The following is a 13,958-nucleotide window of genomic DNA, read 5'->3' on the forward strand; positions in this document are numbered from 1 at the left end:
GGAGAAGGGGCCGGCCCTTCGTCATGCCCATGCAATGATCGTCGCCGTCGGCCGGTGAAGGGGGACGGGGCAGATGCTGGGACCGCTGCGCGAGGGGACGCCACGACGGATCGGACCGTACGAGGTCCTGGCCCGGCTCGGCGCCGGCGGCATGGGCGAGGTGTACCTGGCCCGGCGGGACGCGTCCGGCGCGTTCTTCGCCGTCAAGACCGTACGGCGCGACGTGGCGGGCGACCCCGCCTTCCGCGACCGCTTCCGCCGCGAGATCAAGGTCGCCGCCCTGGTCGACAGCGCGTACGCCGCCGCGCCCGTCGGCGGGGACGCCGACGCCGAGCCGCCCTGGCTGGCCACCGCGTACGTGCCCGGGCCCAGCCTCTCCCAGGCCGTCCGGCGCGGCGGGCCGCTGCCCGTCGCCACGGTCCGGGCGCTCGGCGCGCGCATCGCCCGGGCCCTCGCCGACCTGCACGCGGCAGGCGTGCTGCACCGCGACCTCAAGCCCGGCAACGTCATGCTCGCCGCCGACGGGCCGCGCCTGATCGACTTCGGCATCGCCCGGGCGAGCGGCGCCACGACCATGACGGCGACCGGTCTCATGGTCGGCACCCCGTCCTTCATGTCGCCCGAGCACGTGGCGGGTGCGCGGACGGTGACGGGCGCGTCGGACGTCTTCTGCCTGGGCTCCCTCCTCTGTTACGCGGCGACCGGCGAGGACCCCTTCGGCGACGGCCCCGTGGCGGCCGTCCTCTACCGCGTCTCGCAGGCGGAGGCGGACCTGGACCGGGTGCCGGAGGAACTGCGGCCGGTGGTGGCCGCGTGCCTGTCCCGCGACCCGGACGCCCGCCCCGCCCCGGAGGCCCTGGCCGCCCTTCTCGGCGGCGCCGACGGGCGCCTCCCGGCCTGGCCGGAGCCGGTCCGCGAGCACATCGGCGAGTACGGCCGGGAGCTGGCCCAGCTCGTCGCGGCGGGCGGCCCGCTCCTGGAGGTCCCGGCGGCTCCCGCCCCGGTGGTGACGTCCGGCCCGGCGGGCCTGCACTTCGCCCCGACCCTCGCGCCGGCCGCGCCCCCGGCGCCCGCCCCCGAGCGCCGGCGCCGGGGGCTGGTCGCCGCGGCGGCGGCCCTGGCGGTCCTGGGCGGCGCCCTCGGCGCGTACCTGCTGTGGCCGGCCCCGGCCGCCCCGGAGAAGCCGGTGACGGCCGCCCCGCCCGCCGGCCCCCGCGTCTCCGGCGTCGACGACCGCGGCCTCGCCGACGCGTCGGGAGTCGTCCCCCAGAACGCCGCCCAGCGCCCGGCCGGGTGGAAGCCGTGGCGGGCGAAGCTGTCGGCGCCGGCCTTCGGCTGCTCGGCGAACGAGAGGGCGCTGGTCTGCCGGACGACGGACGGGCGGTACGAGGCGCTGGATCCGGCGAGCGGGAGGAAGCTGTGGGAGGCCTCCCTGGGCGGCGATCCACGCAAGAACCGCAGCTGGATCGGCCCCAGCGGCGGTGTCTTCATCGCGCACGAGGCGGCCCGGCCCACGGTGTACGAGGGCACCGCCGTCCTGGCGGCGGAGGACAGGGTGCAGGGCAGGGACGTCCGCACCGGCGCCGTGCGCTGGGAGAAGCCGGCCTTCGCCCAGCAGGGCGCGTTCAGCCGGCCGGTCGTGGCCGACGGAACGGTGTTCGTGTCCACCCAGGCGTCGGAGGGCCAGAACCTGTCGCTCGTCGCCCTCACCGCGTACGCCGTCGCGGACGGCCGCAGGCTGTGGTCGAAGTCCCTCACCAACGCCTCGCTCTCGCGCGCCGAGTTCCGGGACTTCGAACCCGTCGCGTACGCCGGGGGTGTCGTCTACGCCCTCGGTGACGGCGGGCTCGTGGCCCTCGACGCGAAGACCGGTGCCACGCGCGGCCAGGTCGACCGCGAGGCCTGGACCTGCGACACGATCAAGGTGCTGGGCAGCCACGCCTACTGCGCCGGCTACGAGGCGGGCGCCGACGGCAAGGCGCTCCTGTTCGCGCTCGACGCGGCCACCCTGGCCACCGAGGGCCGCGTTCCCGCCCCGGGCAAGCGCCTTCACACGGCGCTGGTGACCGATCGGGTGGCGGCCGGCTTCGACGACGACGGCAAGGGCGGCCTCACGTTCTACGGTCCGCGGGACGGCGCGAAGCTCGGCTCCTTCCCGACGAAGGACGCTCCGGACGGCCTGCAGCAGGCCCTGTCGGCCCCGCTGCTCGTGGACGGCCGGGTCGTGTTCGCCGACTTCTCCTCCTTGTACACGGTGCGCCTCGGCAGGGACGGGAAGCCCCTGCGGCTCGACGTCACCCCGGTGCCCGGAGCGCCCGGAGCGCGGCCGCCCGCGGAGTTCTCGGTGGAGCCGTCGTTCGCGGACGCGATCCGGGCGCCCGAGGTGCTGCCGGTCGGCGGGGTCGCCTACATCGTCTACGACCAGGGCGTCGCGGTCGCCGTGGAACTGCCCAAGTAGCCCGTCGAAAGGACCACTTCGGTGCTGGAAGCACTGCCTCCCGGGCCGCCGCGGCTCGTCGGCCCCTACCGGCTGCTCGCCCGGCTCGGCGCGGGCGGCATGGGCGAGGTCCATCTGGCCTGCCGCGCGGACGCGCCGACCGCCGACCCGTACCTGATGGTCGCCGTGAAGACCGTACGGGAGGACCTGGAGGTCGACGAGGACTTCCGCACCCGCTTCCGGCGCGAGATCACGGCGGCCCGGGCGGTCCGCAGCGCGTACGCGGCGCAGCTCGTCGACGCGGACGCCGACGCGGTGTCCCCCTGGCTGGCGACCGAGTACGTGCCGGGGCCGTCGCTCGCGGAGGCGGTCGTCCGGGCCGGGGCGCTGCCGGTGGCGGCGGTGCGTGCTCTCGGGGCAACGCTGGCACGGGCGCTGCAGGCGGTGCACGCGGCGCAGGTGCTGCACCGGGACCTGAAGCCGGCGAACGTGCTGCTGGGCGCGAGCGGCCCCAAGCTGATCGACTTCGGCATCGCGCAGGCCTTCGAGGCGACGGCACTGACCTCGACGGGGCTGGTGGTGGGCTCGCCCGGCTTCATGTCGCCCGAGCATCTGATCGGCAGCCGGGCCGTCGTGCCCGCGTCCGACGTCTTCTGCCTCGGCGCGGTGCTCGCGTTCGCCGCCTGCGGGCAGGGGCCCTTCCAGGACGACGAGATGGCGGCGGTGTTCTTCCGCATCAGCCGGGCGGAGGCCGAACTCGGCGGTGTTCCGGAGGAGTTGCGCCCGGTCGTCGCGCGCTGCCTGCACCTCGACCCGGCGGAGCGGCCGACGGCGGCGGAGCTGGTGGAACTGCTCGGGGGCGGCACGGAGGCGGCCTTCCCGTGGCCGGCCGGCGTGCTGTCCCTGCTCGCGGGGTACGGGGACGCGGCGCGGGAGATCGGGGAGGCGGCCGCGTCGGGGGCGGGCGTGGCGGATCTGCCGACGCTGGCGCCGGAGGTGCCCTACTCCCCCACCGCGATGGTGTCCCGGCCACGGACGACGGCTCCCGCCCAGCGGCCGCGGCCGCGGCGCCGGTGGGCGGTGTTCGCCGCGGGCGCGGCGGCGGTGGCCCTGGTGGCCACCGGGATCGTGATGCTGGACGGCAGGGACGACAAGGGCGCTTCGGCGGGCGGCGGCGCCGCGGGGGCCGCGGCCGGCGGTGGCAGTGCGACGGGCGCGGCGACGCCCTCGACGGGCGGCGGGCCGGCGGCCCTGGACCACGTCGTGCATCCGTACGCCGGCGAGGGCCACGGCCGCGACTTCGGCGCCGACGGCTCCGACCGCCGGGCCCGCCCGGCGGGCTGGTCCCCGTGGGCCGTGAAGGTCGAGGCCACCGGTGGGCCCTGCGCGCTCGCCCCGCAGGTGATCGTGTGCACCGGCTCCGGCGGCGGGGTGGCGGCGCTGCGCGCCTCCGACGGCGGGAAGGCGTGGTCCGAGCCGGCCCAGGGGGACCCGTCCCAGCCGGTCTCGCCGCAGTATCCGGCCGTCGTCGGCGACCGGGTGTGGATCACCCGGCACGACGGGCTGGTCGCCTACCGGTCGGCCGACGGCTCGGAGGCGGGACGACTGCCCGCGCCGGGCGCGCCGTACGTGGTGAAGGGCACCGATCTGCTCGGCGACGTGCTCTACACGACCTATGTGGACATGACCGGCATGGAGACGCCGGGCGGTCTGGTGACGGCGGTGCGGCTCTCCGGTGGCACGGCGAAGGAGCTGTGGCGGACGCGGATCGGGGTGTTCCCCGAGTCGCCGGTCGCCTCGGGCGGGCGGGTGTACGTCCCGGGGAACGGCACCGTCATGGCGCTGGACGCCCGGACCGGCCGGGAGACCGCCCGCGCCACCGGTCTGAACAGCTGTTTCACGCTCGTCGTCGCCAAGGGCGGCGTGCTGTGCCCGGCCGGCCGGTCCGACGGCATCGACGTGCTGGACCGCGGCACGCTGCGGCGGAAGCGGACGATCGCCGAGGGGGTGGAGCTGACCGGCGCGCCGGCGGTCGACGCCCGGGGGGTGGTCGCCGTCACCGACGGGAGGAGGCTGGTCACCTACGACCTGGACAGCGGCGCCGAGCGGTGGAGCCGGCCCGGGGGCGGGAGCTGGGTGGCGTTCGCCGGGGACCAGGTGCTGACGGGGTCGGGGACGAGCGTCACCGCGACGGACGTCGACGACCCCGCGCAGGCCTCCTCGGGCCGCGAGCGGACGTTCGCCGTGCCGGACGAGCTCCGTCAACAGCTCGACGCGGTCGAGGGCGACCCGAACGTGTCGGGGGTGGTGGCCGCCGGCGGGGCGGTGTTCCTCGCCGGCGCCGACGGCCTGGTCATCTCGGGCTACACGCCCTGACCGGGCCTCCCCCGCGTCATCCGGCGGCCCGGCGGTACTTGCGCACCGACAGCGTCCGGAAGATGACGACGATCAGGACCGAGTAGATCAGCGACGCCCACACCGGATACTGCATCGGCCAGGCGTCGGACGGGGACAGGCCGGGGTCGCCGAAGAGTTTGCGGCAGGCCTGCACGGTGGCGCTGAACGGGTTCCACTCGGCGATGGGCTGGAGCCAGCCGGGCAGGTTGCTGGAGTCCACGAACGCGTTCGAGATGAACGTGACCGGGAACAGCCAGATCAGCCCGCCCGAGGTGGCGGCCTCCGGAGTGCGTACGGACAGTCCGATGAGCGCGCCGATCCAGGTGAAGGCGTAGCCGAGGAGGAGCAGCAGGCCGAAGCCGGCCATGATCTTCGCGAAGTTGGTCGGCGCCGCGTAGCCGGGACGCCAGCCGACGAGCAGCGCGACGAGCGCGAGGACGGTGAGCGTCAGCGCGGTCTGCACGAGGTCGGCGAGCGTGCGCCCGGTCAGGACCGCGCCGCGGGCCATCGGGAGGGAGCGGAAGCGGTCGATGAGGCCCTTGTGCATGTCGTCGGCGATGCCCGCGCCCGCGCCGGCCGTGGCGAAGGTGACCGTCTGGGCGAAGATGCCGGCCATCAGGAAGTTCTTGTAGACGTCCGGGTCGGTGGAGTCGCCGATCTGCATGGAGCCGCCGAAGACGTACGTGAAGAGGATCACGAACATCACCGGCTGGATGAGCCCGAAGATGACCATCTCCGGGATGCGGGTCATCCGGATGAGATTGCGCTTGGTGACGACCAGCGAGTCGCTGATCGACTGGGCGACGGCGCCGCGTCTCCTGGGCCGGGGGACGGCGTCGGTCAGGGTGGTCACTTCGCCGCCTCCTTGGCCTGGTCCTGCTCCTCGGTCCGCGCCGGATCCGGCGTCTCCTGCTTCTGCGCCCCGGCGCGCCGGCCCCGCGGGCCCTGCGCGCCCTCGCCGTTCTCCTCCTCCGCCCGCTCGGCCGTGTGGCCCGTGAGCGAGAGGAAGACGTCGTCGAGGGTCGGGCGGCGCAGGCCGATGTCGTCGATCTCGACGCCCACGGCGTCCAGGTCGCGGATGACCTCGGCGAGGAGCTTGGCGCCTCCGGTGACCGGGACGGTCAGCTTGCGGGTGTGGTGCTCGACGGTGATGTCGCCCTGGCCCGGCATTCCGTAGCGGTGCAGGACCTCGCGGGCGGGCGGGATCATCTCGCGTGCGTGGACGACGACTTCGACGCGCTCGCCGCCGGTCTGGGCCTTGAGCTCGTCGGAGGTGCCGCGGGCGATGACCTTGCCGTGGTCGACGACGCAGATGTCGTCCGCCAGGTGGTCGGCCTCCTCCAGGTACTGGGTGGTGAGGAGGAGGGTGGTGCCGCCCGCGACGAGTTCCTGGATGACCTCCCACAGGGCCTGGCGGTTGCGGGGGTCGAGGCCGGTGGTCGGCTCGTCCATGAACATGACGGGCGGCGAGACCACGAGGGCCGCGGCGAGGTCGAGGCGGCGGCGCATGCCGCCGGAGTAGGTCTTGGCGGTGCGGTCGGCGGCGTCGGCCAGACCGAACCGCTCCAGGAGCTCGCCCGCCCGGGCCTTCGCGGTGCGGGAGTCCATCTGATAGAGCCGGCCGACCATCTGCAGGTTCTCGCGGCCGGTCAGATACTCGTCGACGGCGGCGAACTGGCCGGACAGACCGATGGACCGGCGCACCTCGTCGGGGTGCGCGAGCACGTCCACCCCCGCCACTGTGGCGCGGCCGCTGTCGGGGGTGAGGAGGGTGGTGAGCACGCGGACGGCGGTGGTCTTCCCCGCGCCGTTCGGACCGAGGAGGCCGAGGACGGTGCCCTCGGGGACGTCGAGGTCCACGCCGTCCAGAGCTCGTACGTCGCCGAAGGTCTTCACCAGACCTTCGGCGTGGATCGCGCCTGGCATGTGGGTTCTCCCAGCAGGTTCGGGCGTTTCCTGACAATTCACACAAGTCTAGAGACGCCGGGCCCACCTCGCCCGGCGTTCTGTGACGACGCCCACACGCTAACGCGATACATCGCGACAGGCAATCGATTCGAGCCGAACCGCACCGCCGGCTTTCAGCCCAGCACCGTGTACCCCGCGTCCCGCAGCGCCTCGGCGACCTCCTCGCAGTGCTCCGGGCCCTTCGTCTCCAGGTGCAGTTCGACCTCCGCCTCCGTCAGGCCCAGCCGCGGGTCGGTCCGCACGTGGCTCACGTCGAGCACGTTCGCGTCGACCACGGTCAGCACCGCGAGCAGGGTCGCGAGCGTGCCCGGCCGGTCCGTGACCTTCAGCCGCAGGCTCAGATAGCGCCCGGCGGCCGCCATGCCGTGCCGCAGGACCCGCTGCATCAGGAGCGGGTCGACATTCCCCCCGGACAGCACCGCGACCACCGGCCCCCGGCCCCGGAACGCCTCCGGGTCCGAGAGCAGCGCGGCGACGGGGCTCGCGCCGGCCGGCTCCACCACCAGCTTCGCCCGCTCCAGGCAGAGCAGCAGCGCCGAGGACAGCGCGTCCTCCGAGACGGTGCGGACCTCGTCCACGTACTCCCGGACGATCCCGAACGGCACGTCGCCCGGCCGCCCCACCTTGATCCCGTCCGCCATCGTCACCGGCGAGTCGATCGCCACCGGATGCCCCGCCGCCAGCGAGGGCGGATACGCGGCCGCGCCCTCCGCCTGCACGCCGATCACCCGCACGTCGGGCCGCACCGACTTCACCGCGAGCCCGATCCCCGCGAGCAGGCCGCCGCCGCCGACGCCCACCAGGACCGTGCGCACCTCCGGGCACTGCTCCAGGACCTCCAGGCCGACGGTGCCCTGCCCGGCGATGATGTCCAGGTGGTCGAAGGGGTGGATGAACACCGCGCCGGTCTCCCGCGCGTACTCCTCGGCCGCCGCGAGGGTCTCGTCCACGACGTGCCCGTGCAGCCGCACCTCCGCCCCGTACTCGCGGGTCGCCGCGACCTTCGGCAGCGGGGCGCCCACCGGCATGAAGACCGTCGCGTGCACCCCGAGCAGGGCCGAGGCCAGCGCCACGCCCTGCGCGTGGTTGCCGGCCGACGCCGCGACCACCCCGGCCGCGCGCTGCTCGGGCCGCAGCCCGGCGATCCGCACGTACGCGCCGCGCAGCTTGAACGAGCCGGTCCGCTGCAGGTTCTCGCACTTGAGGTGCACCGGGGCCCCCACCAGCGAGGACAGGTGCCGGCTGCCCTCCATCGGCGTCATCCGGGCCACCCCCGCGAGCATCTTCTGCGCCCCGCGCACGTCGTCGAGCATGAGGCGGTGCAAGGGGTCTGGCATACGGAAGCTCATGACCTCAAGTCTTGCAGCTCACAAGGGCCGCGGCCGCCGGAGGCGCGGTGCGCGGCCCGGCCCGCGCGGCCGCCGCCGCCGGGTTCGTACCGGGTTCGCGCAGCGCCGGTACGCACCCGGGCGGGTCCGCGTACTCTGTCCCCCACCGATTGCCCACCGCACGAGAGAGCCACCACAGCCATGCCCACATCTCAGGACATGACGACTGAGCTTGACCCCGGACTCCTCGACGCCCTCCAGCACCAGGTGGCCGTCTTCGCGAGACGGGCCGAGCAGACCCGGCTCGGCGGCACCGGGCAGCTCCGCAACTCGATGGACCGCGCCGCGTACCTGCTGCTCAACCGGCTGGACCAGGAAGGCCCGATGGGCGTGAAGGCGCTCGCCGCCGGCATGGGCATCGACTCCTCCACGGTCACCCGCCAGGTCGCCCCGCTCGTCGACACCGGCCTGGTCAAGCGCACCTCGCACCCCGAGGACGGCCGGGCCGTCGTGCTCCAGCTCTCCCCGCGCGGCCAGGCCCGCCTGGAGGAGGTCCGCGCCTCGCGCCGGCAGCTGATGGCGGAGGTCACCGACGGCTGGACGCCCGCCGAGCGCGAGTCCTTCTGCACCCTGCTCACCCGCTTCAACTCCGCCCTGTCGGCACGCCAGTCGGGGCTTCCCGTGGTCCCGGACGAGTCCGCGTCCAAGTCGTGACCCGGGGTCTCCGGCACGGGTCTTGACCGGCGGCGCGCACTGTCCTCATATGAGGAGGTGCGCGAGTCGAATCATGGCCACCCTGGCGAGAACCACGCTCGCACCCGGGAGTTCCACGCGTTCGCGGCCGGGGCGTCGGGCCGGCTGCTGCATGCGGCGACCCTGCTCACCACCGAGCCCACGCACCGCAACCCGCTCGCCCAGGCCCTGCTGACGGCCGCCCTCGCCCACACCTACGCCCACTGGGACCGGCTGCGCGGCGAGGACCCGTACGAGGTGACCCGCGCCGACCTCGCCACCCGCTTCGCCCGCACCGCCTGGCGCTACCACCGCGGCCGCGGGGGCGTCCTCTCCGCCCTCACCCCGCAGGAACGGCTCGTCGTCGTGCTCCGGCTCCACGAGGGAGTGGCCGAGGAGCAGGCCGGAGCCCTGCTCGGCCTGCCGGAGGAGCGGATCCGGGCCGTCTGCGCCCGTTCCGTGAGCGCCCTGCGAGCGGCCTCGTGAACCGCCACGAGCACAAGGAGGACGAGGTCCGCCGGATGATGGACACCGCCCGCCCGCACGTCCCCGGCGACCTCGCCGCACGGGCCGTCGCCCGCGGCACCCGGCTGCTGCACCGGGACCGGGTGGTGCGGCGGATCGGCTGGGCGCTGCTCGCCCTCGCGGTCGCCGCCTTCGTCGTCTGGGCGTCCGTCGTACGGCCCTGGGAGGTCCCGCCCGCGGGCACGACACCGCCCCTCGAAGGCTGGTGAGGCCGGGCCCGCGGAGGCCCGGCATAGCCCGGCGGCCGGGGGGACCGGGTCCCCGGGAGGGGGACCCGGCCACGCGGGCCCGCTAGCCCAGCGCCTCGCGCAGGTCGGCGAGGAGGTCGTCGACGTTCTCGATGCCGACGGAGAGCCGGACCAGGTCGGCCGGGACCTCCAGGGCGGAGCCCGCGACGCTCGCGTGCGTCATCCGGCCCGGGTGCTCGATCAGCGACTCGACGCCGCCCAGGGACTCGCCCAGGGTGAAGAGCCGCGCGCGGTTGCAGACCTCGACGGCCGCCTCCTCGCCGCCCTGCACGCGGAACGAGATCATGCCGCCGAAGGCACGCATCTGCTTGGCCGCGATCTCGTGGCCCGGGTGCTCCGGCAGGCCCGGGTAGAGGACCTGGGTGACCTTCGGGTGCTGGGTCAGCATCTCGACGATCTTGCCGGCGTTCTCGCTGTGCCGGTCCATGCGGACGGCGAGCGTCTTGATGCCGCGCAGCACGATCCAGGAGTCGAAGGGGCCGGCGACGGCGCCCATCGCGTTCTGGTGGTAGGCCAGTTCCTCACCGAGCTCGGCGTCGGCGGTCACCAGGGCGCCGCCGACGACGTCGGAGTGGCCGCCCATGTACTTGGTGAGCGAGTGCACGACGACGTCCGCGCCGAGCGACAGCGGCTGCTGGAGGTAGGGCGAGGCGAAGGTGTTGTCGACGACCAGCTTCACGCCGGCCTGGCGGGCGACGCCCGCGACGGCCTCGATGTCGGTGATGCCGAGCAGCGGGTTCGACGGGGTCTCGACCCAGATGAGCTTGGTGCGGTCGTTGATCGCGCCGCGCACCGACTCGATGTCGGACGTGTCCGCGACGGAGAAGTCCACGCCCCAGCGCTGGACGACCTTCGCGAAGAGGCGGAAGGTGCCGCCGTAGGCGTCGTTGGGGATGACGACGTGGTCGCCGGGGACCAGGAGGGTGCGCAGCAGGCAGTCCTCGGCGGCGAGGCCGGAGGCGAAGGCGAGGCCGCGGCGGCCGCCCTCCAGGGCCGCGAGGTTCTCCTCCAGCGCGGTCCTCGTGGGGTTGGCGCTGCGGCTGTACTCGTAGCCGCCGCGCAGCCCGCCCACACCGTCCTGCTTGTAGGTGGACACCTGGTAGATGGGCGGGACGACCGCGCCGGTCAGCGGGTCTGCGGTGTTGCCCGCGTGGATGGCGCGGGTCTCGAAGCTCTGGTGGGTGTGCTGGTCGCTCATGAGGCAGGAGCGTAGTCCCGTGGGGGCCCGGTCGCCGCCCCACGTCTCAGCAGGTGTGCGCCGGTGTCCTGGACAATGGACACATGGAGATTCTCTGGTTCCTGATCGCGCTCGGGCTGATCGTCGGCGTCCTGGGCCCCTTCGTGTTCCGCCGGCGCGGCGGCGGCATCCGGCAGGTGGCCCCCGGCGCCCCCGACGCGGCGGACCCCGAGGCGTACGGATTCCTGCGCCAGGAGGAGCAGGACGTACGGCTGCCGGGGCCGGACCGGGATCTGCTCGACGTGCTCGACGTCGTGCAGGCGACCCAGGACTGGCGGGCCGCCTCGCAACTGCTGAAGGGCACCGCCGCGGAGGGCGAGACCCGCTGGCAGCGGGTCCAGGCCTTCGCGGGCGCCGCGTCCCTGGAGCTGGCCGAGCGGCCGGGCGTGGGCGGCGCGTGGCTGCGCGCGTGGAGGGACGAGGCGCCGAAGGACGCGGGCGGCGCACAGGTGTACGCGGAGTTCCTGGTGCAGCAGGCGTGGCGGTCCTCGACGGCCGGGAGCGACGACTTCCGGGTCATCCTGGAGGAGGCGCGCAAGGCGTGCCGGGAGGCGGCCCTCCTCGCGCCGGGCGACCCGGTGCCGTACATCTCCGAGCTGGCCGTGGCGCGGGGACTCGGTGTCCCGCACGAGGAGTTCGACCTGCTGTGGGCGAAGGTCATCGACCGGGCGCCGACGCACATGGGGGCGCACCTGGCCGCCCTGCACTACTGGTGCGGGAAGTGGCACGGCTCGCGCGAGGAGGCCGACCACTTCGCGACGACGGCCGCGGCCCGCGCCCCGCGCGGTTCGCTGCTGGCCGCGCTGCCACTGTTCGCGGTCTTCGAGAACCGCCCGGAGATCGTCGTCGGCGTGGACTTCCACCGCACGGCCGTCGTCACCAAGGCCGTGTCGGGCGCCCTGTACGCGGTGCACTCGGCGCGGCCCGACGACCCGATGCTCGCGCACGTGCGCCATCTGCTGGTGTCCTTCCTGATCGGGGCGGAGCGCTGGGGCGAGGCGATGGCGCTGCTCGTCCGCGTGGACGGCTACGTGGGCGCGCTGCCGTGGACGCTGGACGCGGATCCGGCGGCCGCGTACACGGCGTGCCGGAACATCGCGGTGGCCGGCTACGAGTCGGCCGGCGGCAGCCCGGCGACGCTGCCGCGGTAGGGGAATCCCCGGGGAGCGGGGAGCGTTGTGCCGAGAGCCGACCGTCGAGGAGAGATGCCGCATGTTCCTGTCCCGCACCCCCGTCCTCCCCACTCCCGACCAGGCCCTGCGCGGGCGCCCCGAGCCCGAGTTCGCGGTTCCCGAGCGCCACACGGTCCTCGGCACCCCGCTGCTCGGTCCGTACCCGGAGGGCCTGGAGGTCGCGGACTTCGCCCTGGGCTGTTTCTGGGGCGCCGAGCGCAAGTTCTGGCAGACCGAGGGCGTGTACACGACCCTCGTCGGCTACCAGGGCGGTTTCACGCGGAATCCGCACTACGAGGAGGTCTGCTCGGGCCTCACCGGCCACACGGAGGTCGTCCGCGTGGTCTTCGACCCGTCGAAGGTGTCGTACGAGCGTCTGCTGAAGCTCTTCTGGGAGTCCCACGACCCCACCCAGGGCTTCCGCCAGGGCAACGACGTCGGCACCCAGTACCGGTCGGCCGTGTACACCCACTCCCCCGAGCAGGCCGCCACCGCCGAGTCCTCCCGCGAGGCCTACCAGCGGGTCCTCACCGGCTCGGGCTACGGCACGATCACCACCGAGATCCTCCCGGCCGAGGAGCGCGTCTTCTACCCGGCCGAGGGCTACCACCAGCAGTACCTGGACAAGAACCCGGCGGGCTACTGCGGCATCGGCGGCACGGGCGTCTCGTGCCCGATCGGTGTGGCGAAGGCGGAGTAGGGCACGGCCGGCCCCGCCCGGCCGGTACCGGGGCCCGCTCGGGGTGGGGACCCGCTCGCCACACACGCGGGGCCGGCGGGCCGTCGCCCGGTCGCCCGCCCTCGGACCCGATTCGGCTGCCCGGAGGCGGGCGGGCTGTGATCATGGTGCCGGAGGGGCCCGGCCGTTCCGGACCGAGGCCACGGGGAAGGGGCCGGCGGAGGCACCGACCGGCCCGGAGGCAGCGAGGCGAGGGGAGCCGGCGTGAGCGCGATCGACACGGACAGGACAGAGGAGTTCCAGGAGCTGCGGCCGCTGCTGTTCTCGATCGCGTACCGGATCCTCGGCAGTGTCGGGGAGGCCGAGGACGCGGTCCAGGAGACCTGGCTGCGCTATGCGGCCTCCGCGACCCGCCCGGTGTCCCCGAAGGCCTTCCTCTCGACCACCGTCACCCGGATCTCCATCGACGTGCTGCGCTCGGCGCGGGTGCGGCGCGAGGAGTACGTCGGGCAGTGGCTGCCCGAGCCGCTGCTCTCCGATCCGTACGAGGACCCGGAGCGCGCGGCGGAGCTGGCGGACTCGGTCTCGACGGCCGCCCTGCTGCTGCTCGAACGCCTCAGCCCGCTGGAGCGCGCCGTGTTCGTGCTGCGCGAGGTGTTCGCGTTCGGCTTCCCCGACGTCGCCGAGGCGGTCGGGCGTTCGGAGGCGGCCTGCCGCCAGCTCGCCGTCCGGGCGCGCAAGCACATGCAGGAGGGCCGCCCCCGCTACGAGGCCGGCCGCGAGGAGCGGGAGGAGCTCGCGGCCCGCTTCTTCCAGGCGCTGCGGGAGGGTGAGGTCGGGGAACTGCGCGCCCTGTTGTCCGCCGACGCCCAGCTGGTCGGGGACGGCGGCGGCAAGGCCCCGCAGCTGGCCCGCGTCGTCGTCGGCGCCGACCCCGTGTCCCGCCTGCTGGCCTCCTACTTCGCCGTGCTCGACAGCGTCGCGGTGACCCTGGAGACCCGCGAGGTGAACGGCGGTCCGGGCGCCGTCTTCCGTGACCGCGACGGCCGGGTGCTCACCACCTGGACGCTCGACATGGCCGACGGGCACGTGCGGTCGGTCCACAGCGTGGTCAACCCGGAGAAGCTCGGGCACCTGGGGCCGGTGGGGGACGGCTGGGCGATCGCCGAAGAGGTGAAGCGGGCGCGCCGGGCGGCGCGCGGCTGACCGGACGGCCGACGGGGCGTCACCTCCCG

12 protein-coding genes are annotated in these 13,958 nt (G+C 74.5%); 8 read left to right on the plus strand and 4 right to left on the minus strand.

The genetic code is table 11. The annotated features are described in order from the left end of the window. Nucleotides 1-73: 73 nt before the first annotated feature. Nucleotides 74-2,458, plus strand: coding sequence for a PQQ-binding-like beta-propeller repeat protein (locus ACGF1Z_RS16365; RefSeq protein WP_393004407.1), 2,385 nt, complete (start codon nucleotides 74-76; stop codon nucleotides 2,456-2,458). A 21-nt stretch (nucleotides 2,459-2,479) separates the two neighbouring features. Then, entirely contained in the window at nucleotides 2,480-4,813 is a 2,334-nt protein-coding gene (locus ACGF1Z_RS16370; protein WP_393004409.1) for a protein kinase, read from the plus strand. Nucleotides 4,814-4,829: 16 nt separating this feature from the next. Here the strand turns inward: ACGF1Z_RS16370 and ACGF1Z_RS16375 are convergent, their stop codons facing one another. From ACGF1Z_RS16375 to ilvA, 3 genes are all read right to left on the minus strand, one after another. Further along, on the minus strand, nucleotides 4,830-5,687 hold the full coding sequence (locus ACGF1Z_RS16375) for an ABC transporter permease (RefSeq protein WP_393004411.1): 858 nt from the start codon (nucleotides 5,685-5,687) through the stop codon (nucleotides 4,830-4,832). Next, nucleotides 5,684-6,760 carry an ATP-binding cassette domain-containing protein gene (locus tag ACGF1Z_RS16380; RefSeq protein WP_393004413.1) on the minus strand — a complete coding sequence of 359 codons (1,077 nt, stop codon included), beginning with the start codon at nucleotides 6,758-6,760 and terminating at the stop codon, nucleotides 5,684-5,686. Before ACGF1Z_RS16380 ends, ACGF1Z_RS16375 begins: the two co-directional genes overlap by 4 nt. Before the next feature lie 155 nt (nucleotides 6,761-6,915). Continuing rightward, complete coding sequence (ilvA, locus tag ACGF1Z_RS16385; protein ID WP_393004415.1) at nucleotides 6,916-8,151, minus strand: threonine ammonia-lyase; 1,236 nt, start codon at nucleotides 8,149-8,151, stop codon at nucleotides 6,916-6,918. Nucleotides 8,152-8,331: 180 nt separating this feature from the next. Between ilvA and ACGF1Z_RS16390 the strand changes: the two genes are divergently transcribed. Genes ACGF1Z_RS16390 through ACGF1Z_RS16400 form a run of 3 tightly spaced genes read left to right on the plus strand, consistent with a single transcriptional unit; the run spans nucleotide 8,332 to nucleotide 9,596 of the window. Next, the gene (locus ACGF1Z_RS16390; RefSeq protein WP_393004417.1) at nucleotides 8,332-8,844 is read left to right on the plus strand and encodes a MarR family winged helix-turn-helix transcriptional regulator; all 513 of its coding nucleotides are present in this window, start codon (nucleotides 8,332-8,334) and stop codon (nucleotides 8,842-8,844) included. 57 nt (nucleotides 8,845-8,901) lie between these two features. Then, a complete protein-coding gene (locus tag ACGF1Z_RS16395; protein ID WP_393004419.1) occupies nucleotides 8,902-9,348 on the plus strand; it encodes a sigma factor-like helix-turn-helix DNA-binding protein in 447 nt (148 codons plus the stop codon). After that, entirely contained in the window at nucleotides 9,345-9,596 is a 252-nt protein-coding gene (locus tag ACGF1Z_RS16400) for a hypothetical protein (protein ID WP_393004421.1), read from the plus strand. The genes ACGF1Z_RS16395 and ACGF1Z_RS16400 overlap by 4 nt, the downstream gene beginning before the upstream one ends. Before the next feature lie 82 nt (nucleotides 9,597-9,678). Here the strand turns inward: ACGF1Z_RS16400 and ACGF1Z_RS16405 are convergent, their stop codons facing one another. Then, nucleotides 9,679-10,833: a cystathionine gamma-synthase gene (locus ACGF1Z_RS16405; protein WP_393004423.1), complete on the minus strand. Its 1,155-nt coding sequence runs from the start codon at nucleotides 10,831-10,833 to the stop codon at nucleotides 9,679-9,681. A gap of 83 nt (nucleotides 10,834-10,916) precedes the next feature. On the opposite strand from ACGF1Z_RS16405, the gene ACGF1Z_RS16410 reads away from it, so the two are divergent. The 3 genes from ACGF1Z_RS16410 to ACGF1Z_RS16420 all read left to right on the plus strand — a co-directional run bounded on the left by ACGF1Z_RS16410 (nucleotide 10,917) and on the right by ACGF1Z_RS16420 (nucleotide 13,929). After that, a complete protein-coding gene (locus ACGF1Z_RS16410; protein ID WP_393004425.1) occupies nucleotides 10,917-12,023 on the plus strand; it encodes a hypothetical protein in 1,107 nt (368 codons plus the stop codon). Nucleotides 12,024-12,084: 61 nt separating this feature from the next. Beyond that, nucleotides 12,085-12,744, plus strand: a complete 660-nt coding sequence (msrA, locus tag ACGF1Z_RS16415) for a peptide-methionine (S)-S-oxide reductase MsrA (protein ID WP_393004427.1) — start codon at nucleotides 12,085-12,087, stop codon at nucleotides 12,742-12,744. Nucleotides 12,745-12,987: 243 nt separating this feature from the next. Next, nucleotides 12,988-13,929 carry an RNA polymerase sigma-70 factor gene (locus ACGF1Z_RS16420; RefSeq protein WP_393004429.1) on the plus strand — a complete coding sequence of 314 codons (942 nt, stop codon included), beginning with the start codon at nucleotides 12,988-12,990 and terminating at the stop codon, nucleotides 13,927-13,929. Nucleotides 13,930-13,958: the final 29 nt, after the last annotated feature.

This window comes from Streptomyces sp. NPDC048018 (assembly GCF_043202995.1).
Taxonomy (GTDB): Bacteria; Actinomycetota; Actinomycetes; order Streptomycetales; family Streptomycetaceae; genus Streptomyces.